The sequence below is a fragment of the Bradyrhizobium sp. USDA3516 genome (assembly GCF_057651995.1).
This window is the reverse complement of record NZ_JBYGYN010000005.1, coordinates 433,539-459,042: the sequence shown is the minus strand read 5'-3', so window position 1 is coordinate 459,042 and position 25,504 is coordinate 433,539. Positions and strand designations below refer to the sequence as shown.

General features: G+C 65.3%; 20 protein-coding genes. 9 read left to right on the top strand and 11 right to left on the bottom strand.

Going from position 1 to position 25,504, the window contains the following annotated elements; translation table 11 throughout:
* The first annotated feature begins 86 nt into the window (after positions 1 to 86).
* Both AC24YW_RS19140 and AC24YW_RS19135 read left to right on the top strand, forming a co-directional pair.
* Positions 87 to 1,598 (top strand): ATPase domain-containing protein, encoded by a 1,512-nt coding sequence (locus AC24YW_RS19140; protein ID WP_487484165.1) that lies wholly within the window; start codon positions 87 to 89, stop codon positions 1,596 to 1,598.
* Positions 1,595 to 3,301, top strand: coding sequence for an ATP-binding protein (locus tag AC24YW_RS19135; RefSeq protein ID WP_487484164.1), 1,707 nt, complete (start codon positions 1,595 to 1,597; stop codon positions 3,299 to 3,301). Before AC24YW_RS19140 ends, AC24YW_RS19135 begins: the two co-directional genes overlap by 4 nt.
* Positions 3,302 to 3,350: 49 nt before the next feature.
* Here the strand turns inward: AC24YW_RS19135 and AC24YW_RS19130 are convergent, their stop codons facing one another.
* The 4 genes from AC24YW_RS19130 to AC24YW_RS19115 form a co-directional block, all read right to left on the bottom strand.
* The gene (locus AC24YW_RS19130; protein WP_487484163.1) at positions 3,351 to 3,593 is read right to left on the bottom strand and encodes a hypothetical protein; all 243 of its coding nucleotides are present in this window, start codon (positions 3,591 to 3,593) and stop codon (positions 3,351 to 3,353) included.
* A gap of 32 nt (positions 3,594 to 3,625) precedes the next feature.
* A complete protein-coding gene (locus AC24YW_RS19125; protein WP_487484162.1) occupies positions 3,626 to 4,744 on the bottom strand; it encodes a DUF2336 domain-containing protein in 1,119 nt (372 codons plus the stop codon).
* Between the two features lie 366 nt (positions 4,745 to 5,110).
* Positions 5,111 to 8,800: an AsmA family protein gene (locus tag AC24YW_RS19120; RefSeq protein WP_487484161.1), complete on the bottom strand. Its 3,690-nt coding sequence runs from the start codon at positions 8,798 to 8,800 to the stop codon at positions 5,111 to 5,113.
* 133 nt (positions 8,801 to 8,933) lie between these two features.
* Positions 8,934 to 10,163: a cytochrome P450 gene (locus AC24YW_RS19115; protein WP_487484160.1), complete on the bottom strand. Its 1,230-nt coding sequence runs from the start codon at positions 10,161 to 10,163 to the stop codon at positions 8,934 to 8,936.
* Positions 10,164 to 10,294: 131 nt separating this feature from the next.
* Between AC24YW_RS19115 and AC24YW_RS19110 the strand changes: the two genes are divergently transcribed.
* Entirely contained in the window at positions 10,295 to 10,903 is a 609-nt protein-coding gene (locus AC24YW_RS19110; RefSeq protein WP_487484159.1) for a TetR/AcrR family transcriptional regulator, read from the top strand.
* Positions 10,904 to 10,976: 73 nt separating this feature from the next.
* On the opposite strand, the gene rpsU is transcribed toward AC24YW_RS19110, so the two are convergent.
* On the bottom strand, positions 10,977 to 11,252 hold the full coding sequence (gene rpsU, locus AC24YW_RS19105; RefSeq protein WP_487484158.1) for a 30S ribosomal protein S21: 276 nt from the start codon (positions 11,250 to 11,252) through the stop codon (positions 10,977 to 10,979).
* A gap of 133 nt (positions 11,253 to 11,385) precedes the next feature.
* Positions 11,386 to 11,724 carry a hypothetical protein gene (locus AC24YW_RS19100; RefSeq protein WP_487484157.1) on the bottom strand — a complete coding sequence of 113 codons (339 nt, stop codon included), beginning with the start codon at positions 11,722 to 11,724 and terminating at the stop codon, positions 11,386 to 11,388.
* On the opposite strand from AC24YW_RS19100, the gene AC24YW_RS19095 reads away from it, so the two are divergent.
* The 3 genes from AC24YW_RS19095 to AC24YW_RS19085 all read left to right on the top strand — a co-directional run bounded on the left by AC24YW_RS19095 (position 11,705) and on the right by AC24YW_RS19085 (position 12,514).
* A complete protein-coding gene (locus tag AC24YW_RS19095; RefSeq protein WP_028138021.1) occupies positions 11,705 to 11,914 on the top strand; it encodes a cold-shock protein in 210 nt (69 codons plus the stop codon). The genes AC24YW_RS19100 and AC24YW_RS19095 overlap by 20 nt on opposite strands.
* Positions 11,915 to 12,011: 97 nt before the next feature.
* Entirely contained in the window at positions 12,012 to 12,251 is a 240-nt protein-coding gene (locus AC24YW_RS19090; RefSeq protein ID WP_487484156.1) for a transcriptional regulator, read from the top strand.
* Between the two features lie 50 nt (positions 12,252 to 12,301).
* Complete coding sequence (locus AC24YW_RS19085; protein ID WP_487484155.1) at positions 12,302 to 12,514, top strand: hypothetical protein; 213 nt, start codon at positions 12,302 to 12,304, stop codon at positions 12,512 to 12,514.
* A gap of 35 nt (positions 12,515 to 12,549) precedes the next feature.
* Here AC24YW_RS19085 and AC24YW_RS19080 read toward each other — a convergent pair whose 3' ends face one another.
* The 3 genes from AC24YW_RS19080 to AC24YW_RS19070 all read right to left on the bottom strand — a co-directional run bounded on the left by AC24YW_RS19080 (position 12,550) and on the right by AC24YW_RS19070 (position 15,859).
* Positions 12,550 to 12,735 carry a hypothetical protein gene (locus AC24YW_RS19080; RefSeq protein ID WP_487484154.1) on the bottom strand — a complete coding sequence of 62 codons (186 nt, stop codon included), beginning with the start codon at positions 12,733 to 12,735 and terminating at the stop codon, positions 12,550 to 12,552.
* A gap of 66 nt (positions 12,736 to 12,801) precedes the next feature.
* The gene (locus AC24YW_RS19075; RefSeq protein ID WP_487484153.1) at positions 12,802 to 13,140 is read right to left on the bottom strand and encodes a hypothetical protein; all 339 of its coding nucleotides are present in this window, start codon (positions 13,138 to 13,140) and stop codon (positions 12,802 to 12,804) included.
* Between the two features lie 133 nt (positions 13,141 to 13,273).
* On the bottom strand, positions 13,274 to 15,859 hold the full coding sequence (locus tag AC24YW_RS19070; RefSeq protein ID WP_487484152.1) for an EAL domain-containing protein: 2,586 nt from the start codon (positions 15,857 to 15,859) through the stop codon (positions 13,274 to 13,276).
* A gap of 376 nt (positions 15,860 to 16,235) precedes the next feature.
* Here AC24YW_RS19070 and AC24YW_RS19065 point away from each other — a divergent pair, with 376 nt between their 5' ends.
* Positions 16,236 to 16,634 carry a YybH family protein gene (locus AC24YW_RS19065; protein WP_487484151.1) on the top strand — a complete coding sequence of 133 codons (399 nt, stop codon included), beginning with the start codon at positions 16,236 to 16,238 and terminating at the stop codon, positions 16,632 to 16,634.
* Positions 16,635 to 16,677: 43 nt separating this feature from the next.
* Entirely contained in the window at positions 16,678 to 20,049 is a 3,372-nt protein-coding gene (locus tag AC24YW_RS19060) for an adenylate/guanylate cyclase domain-containing protein (protein ID WP_487484150.1), read from the top strand.
* Positions 20,050 to 20,052: 3 nt separating this feature from the next.
* Here AC24YW_RS19060 and AC24YW_RS19055 read toward each other — a convergent pair whose 3' ends face one another.
* Positions 20,053 to 21,354: an MFS transporter gene (locus AC24YW_RS19055; RefSeq protein ID WP_487484235.1), complete on the bottom strand. Its 1,302-nt coding sequence runs from the start codon at positions 21,352 to 21,354 to the stop codon at positions 20,053 to 20,055.
* 258 nt (positions 21,355 to 21,612) lie between these two features.
* Entirely contained in the window at positions 21,613 to 24,042 is a 2,430-nt protein-coding gene (locus AC24YW_RS19050) for a bifunctional diguanylate cyclase/phosphodiesterase (protein WP_487484149.1), read from the bottom strand.
* Positions 24,043 to 24,332: 290 nt separating this feature from the next.
* Between AC24YW_RS19050 and AC24YW_RS19045 the strand changes: the two genes are divergently transcribed.
* Complete coding sequence (locus AC24YW_RS19045) at positions 24,333 to 25,499, top strand: ABC transporter substrate-binding protein (RefSeq protein ID WP_487484148.1); 1,167 nt, start codon at positions 24,333 to 24,335, stop codon at positions 25,497 to 25,499.
* Positions 25,500 to 25,504: the final 5 nt, after the last annotated feature.

The window sequence follows — 25,504 nt, the reverse complement described above, 5'->3', positions numbered from 1 at the left end:
TTCCTTAGACGGATCTTTTTGAGCCAATCAGGCTCCCGGCGTGCGCTTGGAGCGCAGCTTTCGGAAGATACGCGTAAGGGGGGTTCATGACCGGTCAATCCGCGGCTGCCCCAGGCAGCGACAAGGATATGCCGAGAGTTTCGACCGGCAGCGAGGGGCTGGACGACATCCTCGGCGGTGGCTTGGACCCCAACCGGATGTATCTCTATGAGGGACGACCCGGCACCGGCAAGACCACGATTGCGCTCCAGTTTCTGCTCCGCGGGGTGCGGGACGGCGAACGCGTCCTCTACATTTCGTTGTCCGAAACCAAGCGCGAGCTCACCCTGGTCGCGCGGCGCCACGGCTGGTCGCTGGACGGCGTCGACATCTTCGAGCTGGTGCCGCCGGAAACGACGCTCGATCCCGAGCGGGAGCTGACGGTTTTTCATCCCGCCGAGATGGAGCTGAGCGAGACCACGGGCCTGATCTTCAAGGAAGTCGAACGGATCAATCCCAACCGGGTGGTGCTCGACAGCCTGTCCGAATTGCGTCTCTTGGCCCAGAACCCGCTGCGCTACAGACGGCAAGTGCTGGCCTTGAAGCACTTCTTCACCAACCGTAACTGCACCGTGGTCCTCCTCGACGATCTCTCATCGTCTCAGGACGACCTGCAGCTGCATTCGATCGCGCATGGCGTCGTCATGCTGGAGCAGCTCGCGATCGACTACGGGGCCGAGCGGCGCCGGCTTCGCGTGATCAAGATGCGCGGCATCCGCTTTCGCGGCGGCTACCACGATTTCACGATTGCGCAAGGAGGCTTGCGCATTTTCCCCCGTCTGGTCGCGGCCGAGCACCACAAGACGTTTCCCGGCGAATTCGTGACCAGCGGTAACGCCGAGCTCGATCAGCTGCTCGGAGGCGGGTTGGAGCGCGGCACCAACGCGCTTCTGCTTGGATCAGCCGGTGTCGGTAAGTCGTCGGTTGCGCTGACCTATGCCCTCGCGGCTGCGGAGCGCGGCGAGCACGCAGTGTTCTTCGCATTCGATGAAGGCCGCGGAACGGTGGAAGCACGTGCCCGGACGCTCGGTTTGCCTCTGGAGAAACATCTCAGTACCGGGGGAATCCGGTTTCAACAGGTCGATCCTGCCGAATTGTCGCCAGGCGAGTTCGCGGCGACGCTCCGTCGAAGCGTCGAGATCGACAATGCCCGCCTTGTCGTCATCGACAGCCTGAACGGCTATCTGAACGCAATGCCGGACGAACGTTTCCTCATCCTGCAGATGCATGAACTCCTCAGCTATCTGGCACAGCAGGGCGTCCTCACCATCCTGATCCTCGCTCAGCATGGGCTCGTCGGCCCGATGGATACGCCGCTCGATATCAGCTATTTGAGCGATGCGGTGGTGATGCTGCGCTATTTCGAGTTCGGCGGAACGGTGCGGCGCGCGCTCTCCGTCGTCAAGAAGCGCAGCGGCAATCACGAGCACAGCATCCGCGAGTTCCGGCTCGGCGGCACGGGGATCAGGCTCGGTCCGCCTCTCCAGGAGTTCAGCGGCATCTTTTCCGGCAACCCGCATTATACCGGGTCGACACTTCCGGAAGGACTTGCCGAATGAGCGCGGAGCGGGATAGCCGCGTTCTCGTATTCGCCCCGATCGGACGCGATGGACCGGCCTCGGCTGAACTCTTCCGCAACTCCCATCTCGATGCGGTCAATTGCCGAAGCTTGCCGGAACTCGTCTGCGAGATGACAGCCGGCGTGGGCACCGTCTTTCTCGCCGAGGAAGGATTGTTCGGGAAGGACACGGGGCCGCTGGCCGAATGGATCGCGGGCCAACCGCCATGGTCCGACCTCCCCTTTGTCGTCCTCACCAGCCATCGCGAGCAACCGGCCGTCGTTGCGTGGCGACGCAGCATCGTCGAGCTTCTCCGTAATGTCTCGCTGCTCGAACGGCCGGTTCAGCCGATCACGTTGACCAGCGCCGTTCAATCCGCGATGAGGGCGCGGCGGCGTCAGTTTGAAATCCGGGCTCTGCTCGAGGCGCGCGAGCAGACCGCGCAGCAGCTCGAGAAGCTGGTGATCGAGCGGACCAAAGCGCTGGAGGAAGCCAACAAGCAGCTTCGCCTCGAGATGGAGGAGCGTGTGCGCGTCGAGGAGACGCTGCGCCAGGCCCAGAAGATCGAAGCCATCGGCCAGCTCACCGGCGGTGTCGCCCACGACTTCAACAATCTGCTGATGGTGATTTCCGGCGGCCTCGACATGCTCGACCGCCAGGCCGACCCGGCCCGGCGCCGCCGCTTGATGGACGGCATGATCCAGGCGGCGCAGCGCGGGGCGAGCCTGACCAAGCAACTTCTGGCATTCTCCCGTCGGCAGAAGCTCCGGCCGGAGCCCGTCGACGTCGCCGCGCAAATCGGCGGCATGCGTGAACTGCTCGATCGCAGCCTGAGGGGCGACGTTCATGTCGAGTTCGATTTTCCGGAGCAGCTCTGGCCGGTGGAGGTCGATCCCGGAGAGCTCGAGCTCGTCATTCTCAATCTCGCCGTCAACGCCCGCGACGCCATGCCGAACGGCGGCACGATCATCGTGCGCGGCGAAAATCTACCCGGCCTGAACGACGGGGAGATCGCCGGCGACTATGTCCGACTGTCCGTCATCGACACCGGTGTCGGCATGCCTCCGGAGATCCTATCGCGCGTGTTCGAGCCGTTTTTCACGACCAAGGATGTCGGCAAGGGGTCGGGACTTGGGCTCGCACAGGTCCATGGATTTGCGACACAGTCTCGGGGCAAGGTGCGAATTCAATCGCAGGTCGGCCGGGGCACCAGCATCGAATTGTACCTGCCGCGATCGTTCGATGTTCCGTCCGGCGAGCGACACCTGATCGACCTCACCATGATACGGCCGAAAAAGAGCAATCAGGGGCAGGTCCTGCTGGTGGAGGACGATGACGAAGTTGCCGCGCTCGTCAGCGAGATGCTCGGACAGCTCGGCTACGAAGTCACGCGCGCCTCCAGCGCCGCGGCAGCGCTTGGAGCCCTGGCGGACGGCCGTGCCATCGATCTGATCTTCTCCGACATCATGATGCCGGGCGGCATGAACGGGGTCGAGCTCGCGCGCGAGATCAGGAAGCGACGAAGCGACATACCGATATTGCTGACCAGCGGATACGCCGAAGCCTCCGTCCATGAAGCGGAGAGCGCGGGTATCGCCATTCTGGCCAAACCCTATCACATCGACGAGCTCGCAGCGGCCTTGACCATGGCGAAGTCGGATTTGCAGCGCGCCGCAGCATCCAAACGCTCCAACTCCTGCTGAGAGTCGTCCGGATACGCTGCGCGCCAGTCTGCGCGCGGTCTCAGGAACCTTACCGGAAATACCCCAGCACGAGATCGACATCCGCGCTGCGGGCCACCGTGCCGTTCAGCTCGGCGTCGATGACGCGGCGGCAGGCGTCGACCGCGGCGTGGTCGCCGAGGTCGTTGGCAGCTTCCAGCACGAGCCAGGCGGCGTCGACCGAGGCCTTGTCCGGAGCTGCGCCGCCGAGATCGGTGGCGCCGGCATTGGCGAGATTCTTTTTGCGAACGGCGGTGCCGAATTGAGGCAACATTACGGGTACTCCCCCTCTCCTCAGTGGACCTGTCAGTGGACTTGTAGCTCGGGCTGACGGCCCGCATCGGCACCCGCGCCGGTCTTGCGCGACTGGTAGAACTTCAGAATGCTGCGCGAGGTCTCGATCTTGAGCCGGCCGAACTCGCGCTCGTTGTCGCGAAGGTCGCGCGCCGTGATCAGATGATCCTTGGCACCGAGGAACAGCAGCGACATCGTCGTGTCCCAGGAGAAGTCGAGTGCCTTGCACAGCACCAGGATCATCTCCCGGTTGCGGTCCATCAGCGCGCGCTCGATCACATCGACCGGCAGTGCCGACAGCAGCGACAGGCCGATCTGCACCTCGTCGAAGCGGTGCTGACGGGCATAGTTCGAGATCGAATCCTGATTGAGATTGCCCTGGCGATACTGCGTCGTGACCACGCGCTTGGCGACGAAATAGCTGCGCGAGGACGGGCCGAACTTGGACTGGAGATCGCCCGTGACCTCGGTCACCGAGCTCTGGATCTGTGTCGTCATCTCGGGCCGCTCGGTCTCGAGGCGGCGGCGGACGTCTTCCGAGGCCTTTGCGATGAGCTGCTGGAAGATATGGCGCGGCACGTCCTTGCGCAGGCCGAGCTGCTCGGCAAGGATCGAATCGCCCTCGGCGCGTCGGACCATGTGCAAGAGGCCCGAACCGGAGAAGCGTGCACCGTCGTTCTTGGCGACCGAGGTCACGACCTCCTGGTTGCCACGCTTGACCAGCACGTCGGTCACGGCTTCGCCGATCGACTGGCGCTGCGAGATCGCCAAAAGATGCGCCTGGCCCTTGGTCATGGCGCTCTCGACCAGCATCTTCTCGTCGATGCGGTTGGAATCGCGCAGCACGGGACCGGCGACCGCGATCTCGTCGTCGAGGGCGAGCCTTTCGATGACGTTGAGCGGGGCGTGATCGCAGGCCGACATCACCTCGGAAAGCTGCGCGCGCGCTGCAACCTCGATCTCGTCGGCGAGCCGGCCGATCACCTCGCCGAACATGCTGATCTCGTCGTCGCTGTAGCGGCCGGTGATCAGGATGTCGGTCGCATGCCACAATGCCCGCGTCCGGCTTTCGTCGGTGCCGCGCGCGATCGCGTCGTCCAGATCCTGCAGAAGCGATTTCGCCCCGTTCATCTCGATCACCCCAGTTCTTGGCAGCCCGTTGACGAGCCGTCCCGCCGCTCGCGACGCGACGCCGAATTCCTCAGGGACCCACGCTAGAGATGAAACGCGAGAATTCAGTAAAGTCGGCAAATCAGTTTTGCCGACGAAAATTCATTCAAATGCGAGGGAATGGATTAAGAGGCAGAAGATGCTGCGCAGGAGGTGCGCTCCCTCTCCCGCCTGCGGGATAGGGTTGGGGAGAGGGTGTCTCCGCAACGGGACTTGCCCCTGGAGGAGAAAGCCCTCACCCGCCACGCTCTGCGAGCGTAGCGACCTCTCCCGCAAGCGGGAGAGGTGAGCGAGCCCGCAGCTTGGCCCGAGCAAACCAACAGCGCGCTACGGATTCTGCGGCGTCAGCACCAGCGGCGGCTTCGGCCTGGGTTTGGCCGGCGGCGGGCCCGGGGCAGGCTTCACGTCGACCGGCGGCGGGAGCGGAGCGAGCTGCTGGCTGGCGAGCGGCGGGCTTGGGACTTGAGGGCTCGGGAGTTGCGGGCTCGGCGCGGCCGGAGCGGCTTGCGGAGCCTTCGGGGTCGGCGCCACCCTCGGCTTTGCCGGCGCGCGGCGCGGGTCCTGGCCCGGCACCGGTACGCTGGCCGGCGCCTGCTCGGGCCCGCCGTCGGGAGACACCAGCGTCGGCAGCGCAGCGGTGGCTGGCGGCGGCTCGCCGCGCTCGATGGCATCGAGCCTCCGCGTCTCGCGATCGATCGTGCGCACCGCAAGCCATGACGACAGCGGCGCGAGGTCGATGGTACGGCTCAGCCTGTCGGGCGGGCCTGCCGCAAACAGCTGGATCTCGGGCGGGGCACCGGAGAGCCCGGTCATGATCGGCGTCAGGCTAGCGCGGATGTCGGCCTGGTCCGCCGGAATGTCGTAGCCGCCGGAAACGATGGCGCGGGCGTTCTTTGCTTCCAGCGGCGTCGCGCCGATGCGCAGACGGCCGTCGCGGATCGTGAACGGAATTTGCGCCGAGGGCACCGCAATGCGTCCCGCCGACAGCACGGGCTCGACGAGCTGCCGCAGCCGGTTGTCGTCGCTGACCTGGCCGCCGTCGCTGGCGCGGATGGCGATCTCGAATGCACGCGGATTGAGGCCGGCGATTTCGGCGGATTCGAGCGTCACCGTGCCGTTGCCAGCGAGCGCACCGGTCAAGGCCGCGACGCTGCGGCCCTGGCTGGTCAGCGCCATCTGCAACGAGGCGCGCCCCTTGGGCAGGGCGAGGTCGCGATAGCGCAGCGCTGCCGCATCGACATTGCTGAGCTCAATGCGCGCGTTCAGCGCAAGACCACCCGCGCCATTGCGCGCGTCCAGGCTTGCGGACATGTCGCCGCCGCCGACGCCGCCCTTGAGCGCGTCGAACGCGAGCGACTGGCCGTCGCTCCGGATCGTGCCGCCGAAGGGGCGCAGCTCGATGCCGCCGGGCAACATTCCACGCAACGCCTGGAAGGCGATGCGGCCGCGCCAGCCGCTGACCAATCCCGCGCTGAGCGGCTCGCCGGACTCACGACCGGCTGCACCGACGGCGATTGCGAGCGCCGGCGCCAGATCGAGCGAGTCGAGACCGACCTCGCCGTCGATGCTCTTGTCCTGATCGAGCGTCAGCGAAACATGGCCGCGCAGATGCGAGCCAGCGGCATTGCCGTCGAGATCCCCGAAGGTCAGGCGATTGCCTGATAGCGTGAGGCGGGAGGACAGGCTGACGTTCTGCGCCGACTTGTCGGCCGGGCTGGTCCCGAGCAGCGGCGCCAGATTGGCGTTGCGCACGCGCAGGTTCACGCTCGCCTTCGGTTCGGACGATTTGGGTTCGAACGATGTGGGTTCGGGCGATTTGGGCTCCGACCATTCGAGGCTGCCTTGCGCGTCGGCATCGAGCCCGCCGCCGCCGAGCTTTACGCTCAATTGCACCGGCCGGCGCCAGGCTCCGCTCAACCGTCCCTCGAATTGCGAGGCGCCCTCGCCCGCCGCCACGATGCGGTCGAGCCCGAGCAGCGCCAACAGCGCGCCGGCCTGCGGCGCCGCCACTTTCGCGTCCAGCGTGAAGTCGCTGTTGCGCAGGCGTTCGACGTCGATACCGCCGATGGCGGCCGCCGGCGTCTGTGCGGCCAGGGTCGCCGTGGCCTTGAGCTGGGGTGCGTCGAGGTCGAGCACGAAGCGGGCATTGCTGCGATCGGCATGCTCGGTGTTCTTGTCGAGGCTGAGATCGAGCTTGAGACGGGTCGCCCCGGGCAAGGACGGCAGCGCATCGAGGCGTGCGCGCAGCGCGGGCGCGAACGGCTCGACCAGCGCGGTGAGCTCGCGCAGCGAACTGGCCGAGGATTTCAGCGCGAGCTTGCCGGTCGTCCTGGCGCGGTCGAAGCTGCCGCTCGCCTCCGAGGTCACGCCGGCGCCCTGACCGAAGCGCAGTTGCTCCAGCGACAGCGACGCCGGGCTGTAGGCGAGCCTGGCTGCGAACGGCCGCAGCTCCTGTCCGGCGGAGATCGCGCGGCCGATATCGAGCGAGAGCTTTGCCTCTTCCGGCCATTCGCCTTGCGGCCCCGCCAGCGCGCGCACGAAGCTCGCGGCGGCATCGAGGTCGAGACGGTCGGCCCTGAAGTCCGCATCGATCCGCGAGCCCTTGCTCGCACCTGTCTGCACAAAGGCGATGCGGCCTTCGACCGCGCCGCCGTCGATGTCGGCCTTCAGCCTGTCGATGGCGAGATGATTGGCGGCGATGGTGACGTCGCCGGAAAGGCGCAGCGGCCGCGTGCTGCGGCGGGCGATCTCGCTGCGGCCCTGCAGCCAGGCCACCAGCGTGTCGGGATCCGAAGATTCGACGCTGAGCCGGCCGCTGAAACTGTCGGCGCCGGGAGCTGCGCCATTGAGCGAGACCTGCGTCATGCCGGGCGCGCGCAGCTCCAGCCGCCGGAAGGTCCAGGACCGGCCGTCGGTCGCAAGCTCGGTCGCGATATTCTGGAGCGGACGGCCGCCGAGCATGATCTGATCGGCATTGAACTCGATCTGGGCCGGGATCGGCACCTGCGGGATCGCCGCCAGCCCTGCGCGCAGCGCCGGCAGGACGCGCTGCGGATCGGCATCGTCCTTGGCGGTCAGCCTGTCGGCATCGACCTGCCGCGCCGACAGCACCGCGCGCAGCAAGGGCGATGCGCCAAACCTGAGGTCGCCGACGCCGCCGAGCTTCAAGGCGGTATCCTCCGGGCCGAAGCTCGCATCGATCTGCTCGAATTTGGCGCCGGCCGGATCGGCCTTGAGCCTGGTCGCGAGCTTCCAGGGCGTCGGCCCCGCCTCGCCCGCCTTCTTAGGCCCGGGCACGGCAAGCGTCAGCGCACCCTCGAATTTCGGCTGGCGGTTGTCGAAGGCGAGCACGCCCTCGAGATCGGCGAGGATGGCGCGCTCGCCGGGATCGATGTTGAGGTGGAGACGGGTGGCGCTGCCGTCGGCGCTGGGGCCGGAGGAGACGCGGAATGGGTAGCGCACGCCGCGCGCGCTGAAGCTGCCGTCGCCCCGCACCGAGCCGGCGAGCGAGCGCACGTCGCCGGAGAAGGCGATGTCGTTCAGCTCCAGCGTGGAGCGGCTGGCGGCATCGTGCAGAGCGATGCGGCCGGTGAGATTCAGCCGCTCGATGGCGAGGGAGGCCAGGTTGAAGGTGCCGCTCGCGGTCGAGGGCAAATCGACCCGTCCGCGCGCGTCCAGGCCAAGATCGACCGCCATGCCGCCGACCGAAAGCTCGGTGGCGCGCCATTCGCCGCGCATCAGGGAGCCGAGGCTGAACTCGACATCGAGCTTGTCGGCGCGCAGGCGGCCGAGATCGTTGTTGCCGCCGAAGGTGACGCCGCGCAGCCGCAGCGTCGGCGCCGGCAACAGCCGCGCATCGAGCTCGCCCGCCACCCGCACCGGCACGCCGATGATCTTGCCGGCCTCCGCCTCGAACTGGGGCCTGAACTGGTTCCAGTCGATGTAGTAAGGCCCGATCAGCGCGGCCAGCAGCGCAATGATGAAGGCAATCGCCAATCCGAGCAGCGTCGTCTGCACGGGTCTCCCCTCGGCCAAACCGGCCTGGGCCGAAGCTGAGGGCCTCAGGCGCGCCGGAACAGCCCCTTATATAGGGGGAAGTGTGGCGAAGTCACAGCGACTGTTGCGCGCGGAGGTTAACGCGCAAGCCGCCTCACCAGCTCGCCGGCAGCCGCTTCAGCCCGCGCAGCACGAAGGTCGGCCGCCATTCCGGGGTCTCGATGTCGTCGATGCGCAGATCCGGCAGCCGCCGCAGCAGCGTGGCGATGGCGATCTCGGCCTCGATCCGCGCCAATTGGGCCCCCAGGCAGAAATGGATGCCGCCGCCGAACGACAGCGGCTTGACGTTCGGCCGGGCGACGTCCAGCCGGTCGGGCCTGTCCGGGTAGACCGCCCCATCGCGGTTGGCCGAGCCGAGCAGGCACAGCACGGTCTCGCCCTTGGGAATCTTCACGCCGCCGAGGTCCTCGATATCCTCCAGCGCGACGCGCCCGGTCATCTGCACCGAGGAATCATAGCGCAGGAATTCCTCGACCGCGTTCGTCATCAGCTCCGGTTTGGTTTTCAGGAGCGCAAGCTGATCCGGGTTGCGGTGGAGCGCGAGCAGCCCGTTGCCGATCAGGTTGACCGTGGTCTCGTGCCCTGCGCCGAACAGCAGGATGATGTTGGCGGTCAGCTCCTCGTTGGTGAGCTTGTTGCCGTCCTCCTCGGCCTGCACCAGCTGGGTGATGAGGTCGTCGCCGGGAGTCTTGCGCCGCAGATCGAACAGCTGCTGGAAATACATTTGCGCCATCAGGTTGGCGGCGTTGCCCTGTTTGATCTCCTCCGGCGAGAGCGGCACCGGGTCGAGCAGCCGTCCGCCGTCGCGCGAGCTCTTGTAGAATACCTCGCGATGCTCCTCGGGGATGCCGAGCATGTCGCAGATGATGGTGACGGGCAGGCGGAAGGCGAAATCCTCGATCAGGTCCATGTGGCCGCGCTCGATCACGGCATCGATCGCCTGGTCGACGACCTCCTGGATCCGCGGCCGCATGTCCTCGACGCGGCGAGCGGTGAAGGCCTTCACGACAAGGCCGCGCAGGCGCGTGTGGTCCGGCGGATCGGCTTGCAGCATCCATTGGCTCATGCTGCGAAACACCGGCTCCTTCATGATCTCCGGGCCGTAGCGGCGCGTGGTGCGTTCGACGAAATCCTTGCCGAAGCGCTTGTCACGCAGCACGAGACTGACCTCGGCGTGACGGCTGGCGACGAACTGGCCGAACGGCGTCACATGGATCGGATCGATCTTGCGCAGCCGTTCATAGTGCGGATAGGGATCGCGGATGAAATCCGGCGAGAGCGGGTTGAACAGCGGTCCGCCAGCGGGTTGCACTTGCTCGTTCATGGTGACCTCGGATCGGTTGCCGCATGACACGCATACGCAAGGCTGCCCCATCGCCCGGCGTAACCATCCCTCAAAGATTATCAACTCGATACATTATTGTATCGAGTTGCATTCTGCCCTAAGCTGCGCCGATGTCAAGGGTGCGAACCAGGCCGACCAGGGACGACACGCGCGAGGCGCTGTTCGAGGCGGCCGCACGCGTGTTCGAGGCGGACGGCATCGGCGGCGCCAGCATCGAGGCGATCGCGGCGGCGGCGGGCTTCACCCGCGGCGCGTTCTATTCGAACTTCAAGAGCAAGGACGAACTGATCATCGCCATGCTCGAGGATCATGTCGCGCAGTCGATCCGGCGCAACATGGACATCCTGGCGCAGCACGACAATCTCGACGAATTCATCGCGGCGCTGAAGACGATGGATCGCAGCCGCCAGGATCCGCTCGGCCGCTCGCCCCTGCTCCACATGGAGATGATCCTGTTCGTCGCGCGCGCCGAAAAGCGCCGCCCGGAGCTCGCCAAACGCCTGCGCGCGCGACGCAAGCTGGTCGCCGACATCATCGAGGCGACGTTGAAGAGCGACGGACGCAGCAATCTGAACCCGCCCTGGATGGCGTCAATCGTGCTCGCGCTGGAAGACGGCTTTCGCCTGCACCGGCTGATCGATCCCGAGACCACGCCGGCCGACAGTTTTTTGCGGGCGATCACGGATCTGCGTCGGAGGACGGGACTAGCCTCGGCCTAACGGGTGCCTTCCGCGGGCGACGCATCCCGCGCCGATATGCTGATCGCATCACGTTGAGCACAGCGGATCGTCGCTAATCCGGCCTTGCCTTGATCTCCGGCAGCGGCGGCTTGCGCTCGAAAGGCTTCTTCTTCGCCGGCGCGGGCAGCAATCCTTCCCTGATCGCCTGCTTGCGAGCGAGCTTGCGGGCGCGACGAATGGCGTCGGACTTCTCGCGGGTCTTTCTCTCCGACGGCTTTTCGTAGGACCGTCGCTGCTTCATTTCCCGGAAGACACCCTCGCGCTGCATCTTCTTCTTGAGAACGCGCAGCGCCTGCTCGACATTGTTGTCTCTGACGAGTACCTGCAAATTGATCCTCCTGGCTCGGGCTGCGAATGCGATAGATCCTGCAGGGCAGCCAATTGCGCAGGAGCTTCATTGCGATGTGTGAGGATAGCGAGCCGCGATATTGGTCGCGGCTTCGGACGAGCCGATCTGCCTGTCACAGCGAGCAGCTTGGTGGCGTCACGTGACCACCGTCGCGCTGCGCTGTCAATCGATAACGCCTTGCGACAACGCCTTGCTCGCAGATCGACGGACACACGCAAAGCGCCGCGACCGGAACAGAAGAACCATTTCGCGGAAAACAAACTGGCTTTGCTCCTTGCAAATGCGTGAAAATCATATATATTCCGCTCGTTCGATTAGCCGCTGTGCCTTGTTGAATGCGCCTGCGGGCTCCTTTTCCAAAGACATCGACGAAGTTGAAGATAACCGCGCGATTGTCGTGCGGGATGCGCTCGCGCGCTTTGGAGAAGACAATGACGACAGGTACGGTCAAGTGGTTTAACGGCCAAAAGGGCTTCGGTTTCATCCAGCCAAACGACGGCGGCAACGATGTGTTCGTTCACATCAGCGCCGTTGAAAGAGCTGGGCTTGCCGGTCTCGGAGAGGGCCAGCAGGTCAACTTCGAGGTCAAGACCGACAAGATGCGCGGTAAGGTCAGCGCCGAGAATCTCTCGCTGGCTTGATATCGTGGCGCCGTTTCACGGATGTACTGAAACGGTCGCTCTGCCCGCTCAATCCCAGGATTGAGCGGGTTTAGTCGTTTGCGGAGCCGGGTGGACGATGAGCACGAAGAAATCGGCAGAGCCTTCACCCGAAAGCATCGTGCGTTCCGATCGCAAGCGCCTGGCCGCCGAAGAAGGCGCACGGGCGTTGGCAGACGTCGAAAGGCAAGGCATCGAGGTTCGCAAGAACATGGCGCGGCTCCGAGAGGCGCGCGAGGCGAAGGAAGCGGCCGATGAAGCTCTTCGGCTGGCGATGCCGGCGCCGGCGCTCAAGAAACGTTCGAGGAAGCTGCGATAGTCGCCTGCAACGCTGCTGAAGTGCCGATCCCATGCCGGAGAGCACAGATCGTGCCTAAACTCAAGCCAGACCCCGGAACTATCACGTTCTTCCTTGCGTCCGGCGCAAATCGGCAGATGTGCCGGCTTGCCACGACGTTCAACACACAGAAGCAGGCCTTCAGCTATCTACAGAAGCATCGTACGGAGTTCGAGCGCATGGCGCGGGCGCGCCTGGCCTCAGGCGAGCTCGAGGACGGCATTGTCGTGCTTTCGATGCTCTAGCCAGAACAAGCGAGGACGCGCGTAGAATTACGACACTAACGCGTCGGCTCGGGCTGGCCTCGTCGTTCAGCCTCCCTGGCCAGCCGTTCAGCCTTCAGCCGCTCCCGATTTGCCTGGAAAGCCTGTTCCGCCTTCTCGTAATCAGTCGCGGGCTTCGCTGCGGCCTGCTTGAAGAGATTGTTCGCCTCGGCCACTGCGCGTGATTGCGAATGCCGTCTCATTGCTTCGTCTCCATGTCTCTGATTTCACGCCGGCCGATGTCGACGCGCTTGGTGCTCGGCCTGTTCTCAGATTGGCTTGTTGCGCATCGACCGATCAATTCGTAGCCGGTCGAACTCCTTGGGTCCATCGAGCAGTTCCCGCTTGCGGATTGCCCTGCCCGCCGCCGTGGCAGCCGTATCTCCCAAGCCATCGATCGCATCGGCGGCCATTTTACGTGCGCGCCTCTTCTGACGATCCGGATCGGCGTGCGACGCCAGCCCCAACTCCAGCAAGCGGCTAATCGCCTCGGTCAGGCTGGGCTTGTCGCTTTGACGAGCGATCCATGCCGTGATCGCCTCGAGCTGCGATTGCGAAGGTCGAAAGCCTCCCGCTCGCGCGGTTGCTCTGCTTTCCGGTCCCTTCATCGGGCCAACGCAGTTTGCGAGCACGACATGGCGCGGTGTCTCTCCGGCGGACGTCGAAGACCAAACGGACGTCGAATACCAAATCGCCGGACGCAGATGCGTTCCTCTCGGCAGCGAATATCGCTCAAGCCAGCTACGCCGACAGCTTCACCGTCTCACGTCGCGCCTTCGCAACATCCAGCCTTCCCAACATCGCCCTCGCCTGCTCGGCGCAATGCTCGATGAGCCAGCGCTCGAAGGCGACCGGCGGCAACGGGGGAGCGTAGAGGAAGCCCTGGACGATGTCGCAGCCGAGCTCGGCCAGCGTGCTGCGCTGCCCCTCGGTCTCGACGCCCTCGGCGACCACGCTCATGCCGAGGCCCTGACCGACGCGGACCACGGCGGTGGCGATCGCGAGCGCGCCCGCGTCCTGCTCGATGTCGCGCATGAAGCTGCGGTCGATCTTGAGCTCGCGGATCGGCAGATGCGCGAGCCGGCTGAGACTGGAATAGCCGGTGCCGAAATCGTCCACCGAGAGGCCGACGCCGAGCTCGCGGATCGCGTTCATCGTCTCCAGCGCCGCGGCGCCGTCCTGCATGAACGCGCCTTCGGTAATCTCCAGCATCAACGCGTCCGGCGGCAGATCGTGCTCGGCCAGGATGTCCTTGAGCCGCGCGGCCAGCGTGACGTTGCGGAAATTGATCGGCGACAGGTTGACCGAGACGCAGGGGATGTTGAGCCCGGCGCGGCGCCAGCTCGCCATCTGCCGGCAGGCCTCGCGCACGGACCACAGGCCGATCTGCTCGATCAGCCCGCATTCCTCGGCGAGCGGGATGAACTTTGCCGGCGAGACGTCGCCGAGCACGGCATCGCGCCAGCGCGCGAGCGCCTCGACGCCGTGGATCGCGCCGTCGCAGCTGCGGATCTGCGGCTGGTAGCTGAGGCTCAGCGCGCCTTCCGCGACGGCGCGGCGCAGCGCCGCGACCAGCGCCAACCGCTGCTCGGCGAGCACGCTCATCTCGGCACTGAAGATGCGATGCGTCGAGCGTCCGGCCTGCTTGGCCATGTACATGGCGGCGTCCGCCTGCTGCATCAATGTGTCGATGTCGGTGGCGTGATCGGGATAGAGGCTGATGCCGATGCTGGCGGACATCGGCATCAGCTTCGATCCGAGCCGCAGCGGCCGCGCCAGCGCCTCGGAGATGCCGGCCGCGACGCGCTCGGCAGCCTCGGCATTGCGTTGCGGCAGCAGGATGACGAACTCGTCGCCGCCGAGCCGCCCCAGCATGTCGCCGGGGCCGATATGCTCGCGCAGTCGCTGCGCGAGCTGGACCAGGAGCTCGTCGCCGGCGGCGTGACCCAGCGTGTCGTTGACGTCCTTGAAATGATCGACGTCGAGGAAGGCCAGCGCGACATGGCTGCCGGTCGGGCAGGCGTCGATCGCCGTGGTGATCAGGTGCCGCAGCTGGGCGCGGTTCGGCAGGCCGGTGAGGATGTCGTGATAGGCAAGCCGCGCGATCTCGGCGCGCGCCTCCTTGCGCTCGATCGCGAAGGCGCCGAGATCGACGCAAGCTTCGACGATGCGCCGGTGCCAGTTGCTCGGCGCGCGCGGCTCGCGATAGTAGAAGGCGAAGGTGGCGATGACGCGCCCATCCTTGGCCTTGACCGGGGTCGACCAGCAGGCGCGCAGGCCGATCGCGAGCGGCATCGCCTTGTAGGGCTGCCAGCGCGGGTCGGTATCGAGATCCTCGGCCAGAACCGGCACGCCATGGAAGGCCGCGCTGCCGCAGGAGCCGACATTGGGACCGATCGCAATGCCGTCTAGCGTGCGGGAATAGTCCTCGGGCAGGCTGGGGCCACCGAGCGGATGGACCAGGCCGGCGGCGTCGATGTGAAGCAGCGAGCAGACGACGTCGGGCGCGATCTCCTCGACGCGGCGACACAGCCGGTCGGCGATCTCGCCGATCGGCACCTCGTCGGCGAGCGCGCTCATGATGAGCTGCTGAAGCGAGCGCAGCTGCTTGGTCTCGGTGATGTCCTCGAGCAGCGCGAAGATGTGCTTGACCCGGCCCTTGCCGTCGCGAAAGGCATCGATCCGCGCGCAGACCCAGATCTCCTCGCCGTTCCGGTCGTAGACGAGCACCTCGGCCTCGCCGCGAGGGCCGCCGCGCTTCAGGCGCCTGGCGAGCCTGGCAACGGCCTTGCGATCGGTGTGGCGGCCGGCGACGAGCTCGCCAGCGCGACGGCCCTCCGCCTCGGCGTTGGTATAGCCGAACAGCGCCGTGAACGCCGAGTTGACGTAGACGATGTTCTGCTCCACGTCGGTAATGATCACCGCCCGGTTGGTCTGGTCCGAGACGGCATTCAGCAACCCGATCCTGACGCGGCGCTCGGCTTCCGCAGTGACGTCGCGCACGAACACCATGTGATGGACCACGCCATCGATGGTCACCGATGTCAGCGTGACGGCCGCCTTGATGCGGCTGCCGTCACGGCGCACGAGGCTGATCTCCTCGCGGACATCAGCGCCGGCGCCGGCCTGAAGGCAATCGAGGCCGAGAATGTCGGCATCGCGGCCGAGCACGTCAGTGCGCGCGAGCTTCCAGATCCGCTCGGCTGCGGCGTTGAAGTGCGTGATGCGATGCGCGCCATCGACGATGACGATGCCGTCGTCGGCGCGTTCGAACGCACCCAACAGTACGTCCGGAATTTCTGTCACAACACAATCGGAGGCAGACATCGTTGGGCCCGGAGACATCGGGAAGTTGCGCAATCCGCCGACGCTAGCGTTCCGATGGTGTCCAAGACGTTTTTGCAACGCCCTCGCGCGTCGCCAAGATGCGACATGCTTAACGTTCTGCGAAAAAGACGACGGCAAATCGGTGCGTACGGAACCTATTCGGCGCCGGCCCCGATGGGTCTCATGCAGCCGAGGGCACGATCCGCAGAAGCGCGCGGTCGACAGCTTCTAGGTACGGTCACGGCGCTGAAAGCTGCCGGTGTCCTCATATGCGCGAGGCGTTCGCTCCGCATGGTTCCCTACTTTCCACATTTTCCCGCCGCTCAGTTGGAGTATGATCCGGTGGTTACCAGGGTTAACTTTGAGGGAGGGAATCATGACGAACTTGGCCTCCTCGACGAGCTTCGACGTCAAAGCCGGAATCATTGAAGCTTATGCTGCCTGGGATTCGGCATTCAACAAAGCCGACGCTAAAGCGGTCGCCACGGCGTACGTTTCGGACGCTAAAGTGCTGCCTCCAAGCCATCAGGTCATATCGGGTCAAGCAGAAATCGAGAAATTCTTCGCCGGGCTTTTTTCGAGCGGATTTGCCGATCACAAGCTGACAATCATAGATGCGGGCGGAGACGACAAGATCGTCTACGGCGCGGCGAGATGGAGCGCCAACGGCAAGGGAGCGGATGGGTCGCGCCAAGCTGCCGGCGGGATTGCTACGCACGTGTTTGAGCGTCAGGCGGACGGTTCGCTGAAGCTGAGGTTGCATACCTTCAACTAAGCTTGCCGTACGCGTCGCCTGACAGCTAGCGAGGAGGCGTCGCGTGAACATCGCGGAATGGCTTCGTGGTCTTGGGCTGGAGCGCTACTCCCAGGCCTTCCAGGATGCGGAAGTCACGCCTGAGGTCCTGCCGGAGCTGACCGAAGACGATCTGCGGGAACTTGGTTTGCCGCTCGGCCCGCGCAAGACCGTGCTGAAGGCGATCCACGCACTCGCTCTGCCGAGCGACCCCATACCTGTGGGGGTTCGTGCCTCGGCAGGACAGCCAATACGGCCACTGCCGTCGGAAGCAGACCGGCGGCAGCTCACAGTCATGTTTGTCGACCTGGTCGGATCGACTGCGCTCGCCTCGGGACGTGACCCTGAGGAAGTGCGGGACCTGATACAGGCCTACCACAACGCCGTGGCGAGCGAGATCACCCGGTTCGAGGGACACGTTGCCAAATTCCTCGGCGACGGGGTTCTCGCTTACTTCGGCTGGCCGCGGGCGCATGAAGATGAGGCGGAGCGTGCAGTTCGCGCCGGGCTTCGGATATCCAAGGCAGTCGCGGCGCTTACCGCGCCGACCGGTGCAGCCCTTGCCGCTCGCATCGGCATCGCAACCGGTCTGGTTGTCGTCGGCGAACTGATCGGCGAGGGAGAAGCCCGCGAGCGGTCGGTCATTGGAGAGACCCCGAATCTGGCGGCCCGCTTGCAAGGGCTCGCCGAACCCGGCGGCGTTGTCATCGCCGATTCAACGCACCGCCTGATCGGCGAGGCCTTCATATACCAGGACCTGGGGACAGTGCCTCTCAAGGGTTTCCCGGGGCCGGTGCAGGCGTGGCTCGTCACCGGCGAGGGCGCAGCCGAGAGTCGATTTGACGCCCAGCACGGGATGTCGACGACCGCGCTGGTTGGGCGCGACCAGGAACTCGCTCTTCTCCTGGACCGCTGGGAACAGGCGAAAGGGCGAGAAGGACAGATCGTCCTGCTCGGCGGCGAACCCGGCATCGGCAAATCCCACCTGGTGCGAGCGCTACGCGACCGGCTTGCAGGCGTGCCGCACACGCGCCTCAGCCATTTCTGTTCGCCATTCCACACCAACAGCGCCCTGTATCCTATCGTAGGGCTCCTTGAACGAGCAGCGGGAATACGGCGGGAGGACCCTTCCGAAGAACAACTCGATAACCTTGAGGCGATGCTCACGCTTGCGACGGACGACGTACGTGGCAGTGCGCCCGTTCTGGCCGACCTGTTGGCCATCCCGACGGGCAAGCGCTACTCTCCGCTGGAGCTAAGTCCACACCAAAAGAAAGAGCGAACGTTCCAGGCCCTGTTGGAGCAGATCAAGGGCTTGGCGGCAAAGCAACCGGTTCTTGCCATTTACGAGGACGTCCACTGGGCCGATCCCACCACGCTCGAGCTCATTGATCGGGCTGTTGACGAGGTGCAGCGTCACTCGATCCTGATGGTCGTTACTTTCCGATCGGAATTCGTTCCGCGCTGGACGGCGCATGGACATGTGGCAGCAATCTTTTTGAGCCGGCTGGGCCGCAGGCAAGGTACGGCCGTGGTCGACCGGATCACCGGCGGCAAGATGCTTCCGCAGGAGGTGCTCGAGCAGATTTTAGCCAAGACGGACGGCGTGCCGTTGTTCGTCGAGGAGCTCACCAAGACCGTCCTCGAATCCGGGCTGCTTAAGGATCGGGGGAGCCGCTATGAGCTTATAGGTCCTTTGCCGCCACTTGCGATCCCGACAACGCTCCAGGATTCGTTGATGGCCCGTCTTGACCGGTTGGCACCCGTTAAGGAGGTCGCCCAGATCGCGGCCTGCATTGGGCGTGAGTTTGGACACAACCTTTTGAAAGCCGTAACGCCGCTCGATGAAGATGCCCTCCAGCGCGCTATCAATGAACTCCTGGAGGCGGAACTCATCTTCCGGCGTGGAGTGCCTCCGGATATCGGCTACACCTTCAAACATGCGCTGGTCCAGGACATCGCGCACGAGAGCCTCTTGAAGAGCAAGCGACAGCAGATCCACACTCGGATCGCCGCAGCTCTAAAAGAACATTATCCGGCCCGTGCGGAGATGGAGCCGGAGACGATAGCTTTGCATCTCGCAGAGGCCGGCCTTGTGGCCAACGCGGTCGGTTATTGGCTGCAGGCCGGCCGAAATGCCGCCGGGCGTTCCGCCAATCTCGAAGCAATCACTCATCTCACCAGAGGGCTGCAGGCGCTCAACGCCTGTCCGGAAGGGCCGGAGCGGAATCGCCAGGAACTCGCGCTTCAGACGGCAATTGGAGGTCCGCTGATCGCCATTCATGGATACACGGCTCCGCAGCTTGGCACTGCCTTCAGCAGGGCTCATGCGCTCTGCCACGAGCTCGATGACACGGATGCGTTGTTCGCTACACTTAGCGGCAAGTATATTTTTCATTTCGTGAGAGGCGACTACGTCGCCATGCAGAGGCTGGTTGGCGAGGCACGCCTCGCCGCCGAACGCACCAGGGACACGGCGCTGGAATTGGGTGCGCATCGCATGGCGGCTCTCACAGCCATGCACGCGGGTGACTTTCCTGCAGCCCACTCCGAGTTCGAGACGATCCTGAACCGCTATGACCCGGACACCCATCGGCCAGCGCCCGTGCACTATGTCCATGACCCGAAGGCCTCCGCGTTACCCTACCTGGCCATCGTGCTTTGGATCCTTGGCTATCCCGACCAGGCCCAGAGAACAAGCCGCGCGGCGTTTGAGTACGCTGCGGAGCTGAACCAGACGAACCTTACCGCCCACGTCGCGGTCTATGGCGGAGCGGGACCTGCGGAGCTGATGGGTGACGTGGCGGCAGTGCATGCGCACGCCGACGCCATCATCAACCTCGCCGATCAGCACAGCTTGAACTACTGGCGGTTGAGCGGCCTCATCCTTCGAGGCTGGGTCATGGCGCAGGAAGGTGACGCGGACGGTGGCCTGGCGCTCATGCGCAAAGGTTTGAATGATCGAGACGGACTGGGAGCCAGTTGGTACCAGGTCCGCTACTTGTGCATGCTGGCATCAACCTATTTGCAGCTTGGTGATGGCGAGAAAGGGCTCACGGCGCTGGCAGAAGCGAAGGACCTCGCCGCTCGCAATGGCGAACATATGTGGGAGGCAGAAGTTGCACGCATCGATGGCGAACTGCGGCGCATTCGTGGAGCTCCAGCGGATGCGGTCGAGGCTTGCTTGCAAACTGCACTTGATGTGGCTCGCAGGCAAGCCGCGAAGTCGTTCGAACTGCGTGCAGCCATGAGTCTGGCTCGGCTTTGGCGCGACGAAGGCAGGCGTATCGAAGCGCGAGCCCTCCTTGCCTCAACGTACGGATGGTTCACGGAGGGCTTCGAGACGTCCGATCTGCTTGCCGCCAAGGCACTCACCGCAGAATTGGCCGAGCATTAGGGCTTATCCGGCGCCGGTACCCGGCTGGAGCGTGTGCAGCCGGCCGGCGACCGCCCTCACCTTGCCCGGCGCCGCTCGCCAGATCGCGAGCGCCGACACCCCGCTCACCACGATGGCGAGGGCAAAAGCCAGCGTATAGTCCCCGGCGCGATCATAAAGAACGCCGGTCAGCCACGGTCCGGCCGCACCGCCGGCCAGCGCCGCGAGCATGATCGTGCCGAAGATGCTGCCCTGGTGCCTGCCTTGGAAGATCTCGAACACCACCGCGCCCATGATCGAGGTGAGGCCGTAGCCGAGCGCGCCTTGCGCGAACACCATCAGATAGACCAGCCAGAGCGAAGCTTGATATTTCAGCGCGATCAGCGCGGCGAAGCAGGCAACGAAACCCGTACAGCTGATCGCCCACACCCACTCCCTGCCGATGCGGTCGGAGACATGCCCCAGCACGATCTGGCCGGGAATGCCGAGCAGGCTGACCATGCCGAGTGCCCATACCGCAACGCCGGAGCTGAAGCCGACATCGAGCAGGAATTTGGTCTGGTGCACCTGCACCGCGTACCAGATGTACAGGCCGCAGAAATAGCCGAGCGCGATCCACCAGAACCGCGCGGTCGCCACGGCGCGCCGGAGCGTCCATTCGGTGTTGACCCAGACCTGATCGACCACGTTGGAGACCGGGCTTGCCGCGCCTGCGGCCGGGGCGGCATCGCCGTCCGGCTGGAGCCCGATGTCCTCGGGACGCTTGTGCAGCAGCAGGTTGATCGGCGCCAGCGCGATCAGGACGAGCAGACCCATCGCGGTGCAGGCGGTGCGCCAGCCGGTCTGCTCGATCATGTGCTGCACCCATGGCAGCAGCGTCACCGAGCCGATGCCGACACCGGCGAACGCGATGCCGATGGCGAAGCCGCGCTTGCGAATGAACCAGTTCGGCAGGAACAGCGACTGGCCGGAATAGCCGAGACAGACGCTGCCGGCACCGACCATGACGCCGATGGTGACATAGAGGTGCCAGGGCGCGCTGGTCAGCGGCGCCAGCAGCAGGCCGCCGCCCATCAGCACGACGCCGAGCTCCATCACCGCGCGCGGACCGGCGCGGTCCATCAGGCGGCCGATCAGCGGGCTGACCACGCCCGACACCACGAAGCCGAAGGAGAAGGCGCCCGCCGTGACGCCGCGCTCCCAGCCGAACTCGGAGATGATGGGTGGAAAGAACAGCGAAAAGGCGGTGCGCGCGTTGACGCCGATCGCCATGGTGACGAAGGTCACGGCGACGACGACCCAGCCGTAGAAGAACGGAAGCCGCATGTTGTGTGCTTGTTTCATCCCTAGACGGTTCTTCGGACCATCCGGGGATGCCCGGGTCAAGCGCTATTCGCGCATGCCCCTTGAGCGGGGCGCAGACGCTTCCGCAGCGTCATGGCCGGGCTTGTCCCGGCCAGCCACTCTTTGCGACGCAGCACGGAGAACGTGGATGCCCGGGCCTTCGCCTCGCCGAAGCGGCTTCGGCCGCGCAGGCGGGACAAGCCCGGGCATGACGACCTTAAATACTGCTTGGGCGCGCGCTCAGGCGGCGTCGAGCCGTGAGGATTTGACCGGCGCATCGAACAGGATCCGCTCGATCGGGTGCGGCCGGCCGAACAGATAGCCTTGCGCGAAATTGACGCCGAGCGCCTTCAGCCGGTCGAACTCCTCGCGCGTCTCGACGCCTTCGGCCGTGACCGACATGTCCAGTCCGCGCGCCAGCGTCACGATCGAGGAGATGATGGCGGAAGAGCGAGGCTGCTGGGTCAGGTTGCGAATGAACGACTTGTCGATCTTGATCTTGTCGAACGGGAACGCGGTCAGGTAGCTGAGCGAGGAATAGCCGGTGCCGAAATCGTCGAGCGCGAGCTCGACGCCGAGCTGCTTCAGCCGCTCCATGAAGGCGTGGTTCTCGCTGCCGCGCTCCAGCAGCACGGATTCCGTGATCTCGATCTCGAGCCGCTGCGGCGGCAGGCCGGAATCGGCCAGCGCCGTGCAGATCATGTCGAACAGCTCCGCTTCCTTGAACTGGATCGGCGACAGATTGACCGCGATCATGAGATCGGCAGGCCAGCCGGCGGCGTCCGCGCAGGCGCGGCGCAGCACGAATTCGCCGAGCGGCACGATCAGCCCGGTCTCCTCCGCAAGCGCAATGAACTGGTCCGGAGGGATCAGGCCGCGCGTCGGATGCCGCCAGCGCACCAGCGCCTCGAAGCCGCGTCGTTCGCCGCTGAGGGCATCGACGAACGGCTGGTAGTGCACCTCCAGCTGGCAGCGTGCGATGGCGTCGCGCAGATCTCCTTCCAGAGTGTTGCGGGCCTCCAGCTCGGCGGACATCGCCTCATCGTAAATCGTGAAGCAGTTGCGGCCGGCCGATTTCGAACGATAGAGCGCCAGATCCGCTTTCTTCAGGAGCTGCTCCTGATCGCTGCCATGATCCGGCGCGATCGCGATGCCGATGCTGGTGCCGATCTCGACGCGGTGTCCGGGCAGCAGGAACGGCTCGCTCACGAGCTTGGCGATCCGCGCCGCCAGATCGGTCGAGCAGGTGCGCTGGTCCTCGCCGGCTTGCTGGATGATGGCGAATTCGTCGCCGCCGAGCCGCGCCAGCACGTCCGTAGCACGCAGTGCGGATTTCAGCCGCTGCGCCACCTGCCGCAGCAGCGCATCGCCGGCCGCGTGACCGAGGGAATCGTTGACGTTCTTGAAGCGGTCGAGGTCGAGCATCAGGATCGCGAAGGGCTCGCGCCTGACGCTCAACTTGCCGTTCATCTCGTCGAGACGGGTGAGGAAGAAGGCGCGGTTCGGCAATCCGGTGAGGATGTCGGTCTGGGCCAGCTCGAGCACCCGCCGGTTCGCCAGCGACAGCCGCCGCGAATTGCGGCTGGCGAGCATCAGATAGGTCGACAGCGACAGTGTCAGCAGCATGCCGACGACGAGGACCGCAACCGCGCGGTCGTAAGTCGTCGCCAGCGGACCGCCTGCGGTCGGAACCGCCCGCACCTGCCAATCGGTGTCGCCGATCTTGAGACTGCCCGACCAGTGCAGCGTCCGCGCGATGTCCCGCATCGACCGCAGCGCCGAGGCGGCCGACGCATAATCCGGCAGCATCTGCTCGAGGCTGACGATCTGCGCCGTGTACGGCGGGAAGACCGTCATGCTGACCGCGGGGCTGGCTCCGGTGGTCACGCGGATGGACTGGATCAGCAGCGGCAGGTCGAAGACGCCGACCACGACGCCGGCGATATTGCGGCGCCGGTCCGCGATCTCCTCGCGCGAGGTTCCCTTGGCGTAGACGGGAACGACGACGAGGACATAGGACGGCCGGTCGCTGTCCTTCGGCCCGAACAGGCGCGTGCGCATGGCTGCGACGCGATCGTTGTCGCGCGCGCGCTCCAGCACCGCCCGCCGTTCCGGAACGGTCGTGTAGTCCATGCCGTAGACCGACGAGGTCTTCGGCTGCGTCGAGTAGAACACCGGAAAATATTCGTCGCTCTGCGGCGCGGTGACGAAGCTCTCGCCCTGCAGCGCCTTGATGTGATAGCTCGACATGCCATCCCGGATCGCCGCGGCCTCGTATTCCGCGCGCTCCTTGCGGTTGACGCGCGGCAACCAGGAGATGCGCAGCATGCCGGGGTGACGCTCGAACAGGCGGGCGCTGAAGGTCTCGAATTCGCTGCGGGTGACTTCTTCATTTGTCGATTCGAACAGCGTGCGCAGCGCGAGAAGCCTCGATATGTACTCGTTCATGCCGTTCTGCAGGACGATCGCCTGGGTCTCGGCCGCGTTCTCGAACTCGATCCTGTTGACGCGATCTTCCCACCGCGCCACGGCGGCAGCGCCCGCGATCGAGAACAGCAGGCCGACGCCGACCGCGACGAGCGCAGGACGATAGAGCCCGAGCAGCGGCGCGACACGCCACCATCCGCCTCCACGTCTCCGATCCTGATCGTTCTGATCGCGACCGCCCATCTTGAAGCCGCCGTCCCCTATCCGCGACGAACCGAACCTCTGGTTGAGGTGCCGGCGCCGCTATCGGAACAAGACGGCGGTTAAGAAGTGCACAATTTCGCAAACCGGTCGTACCGCAATGCGGAAATTAGTTAACGAAGTGCGCGAACGATCCCGGCGTTCTGGACATAAGTTGCTGGTTTTTCCCCGGTGTACTACGGGCAATCTGCGTCGCGCCGCTTAGCGAGCTATTCAGGCTCGCAAGGCTAACGTTGCGCCGGGTTTCTTCCAATGATCCGGCAAGCTTTCCGATGCATCGATTTCGATCAGCGAGATCCGTCGTCCTGACCATCGCGCTTCTGGCTGCGACCTCGCTGGTTGCGAGGGGCAACGAGGCCGGCATCAGCGAGGATGCGATCCTGTTCGGCCAGGCCGCGGCGCTGGAAGGCCCCTCCTCCGCGCTGGGGCAGCGCATGCGGCAAGGCATCGTCGCCGCATTCACCGAGATCAACGCCAAGGGCGGCATTCATGGCCGCAAGCTCCAGCTCATCAGCCGTGACGACGGCTACGACCCCGACCGTTCGGTGGCGCAGACGCTGCGCCTGATCGACGACGACAAGGTGTTCGCGCTGATCGGCGCGGTGGGCACGCCGACCGCGATGGCGACGATACCGATCACCAGTTCCAGGAACGTACCTTTCATCGGCCCGTTCACCGGCGCCGAGTTCCTGCGCGATCTCGAGCTTCCGAACGTCGTCAACATCCGCGCGAGCTACGGCGCGGAGGCAGAAGCCTGGATCAAGCATCTCACCGAGGATCGCAAGTTCACCCGGATCGGCATCTTCTACCAGGACGATTCCTTCGGCCGCGACGGGCTTGTCGGCGTGAAGCGGGCGCTCGCCAAGCGCGGGCTCGAGCTCGCCGCCGAGGGCACTTTCGAGCGCAACACCCGCGCGGTCGGCCAGGCCTGGCGCATGATCAGGCGCGCCGACCCCGAAGCCATCGTCATGGTCGGGACCTATGGACCGTGCGCGGAGTTCATCAAGCTCGCCCACCGCAGCGGCGCTCGTCCGACCTTCGTCAACATCTCCTTCGTCGGCGCCAATGCGCTCGCCGCGGAACTCGGCCCGGAGGGCGAAGGCGTCGTCGTCTCGCAGGTGGTGCCGTTTCCCTGGGACCGCTCGCTCAAGCTGGTTGCCGACTATCAGGCGGCGCAGAAGGCGTTCGACCCGGCGCTGACGCCCGACTTCGTGTCGCTTGAAGGCTATCTGTCCGGCCGCCTGGCGGCCGCGGCGCTGGAAAAGGCCGGCCCCAATCCGACCCGCGCGAGCCTGCTGCGCGCCATCAACGATACCGGCCGTTTCGACATCAGCGGCAGCATCGTCACCGTCGGCACACGCATGCTCGACACGCCGCCGAAGGTATTCCTGACGGTGATCCAGAAGGACGGTACGTTCAAGGCGGTGGACCGGCTTTGAGACCC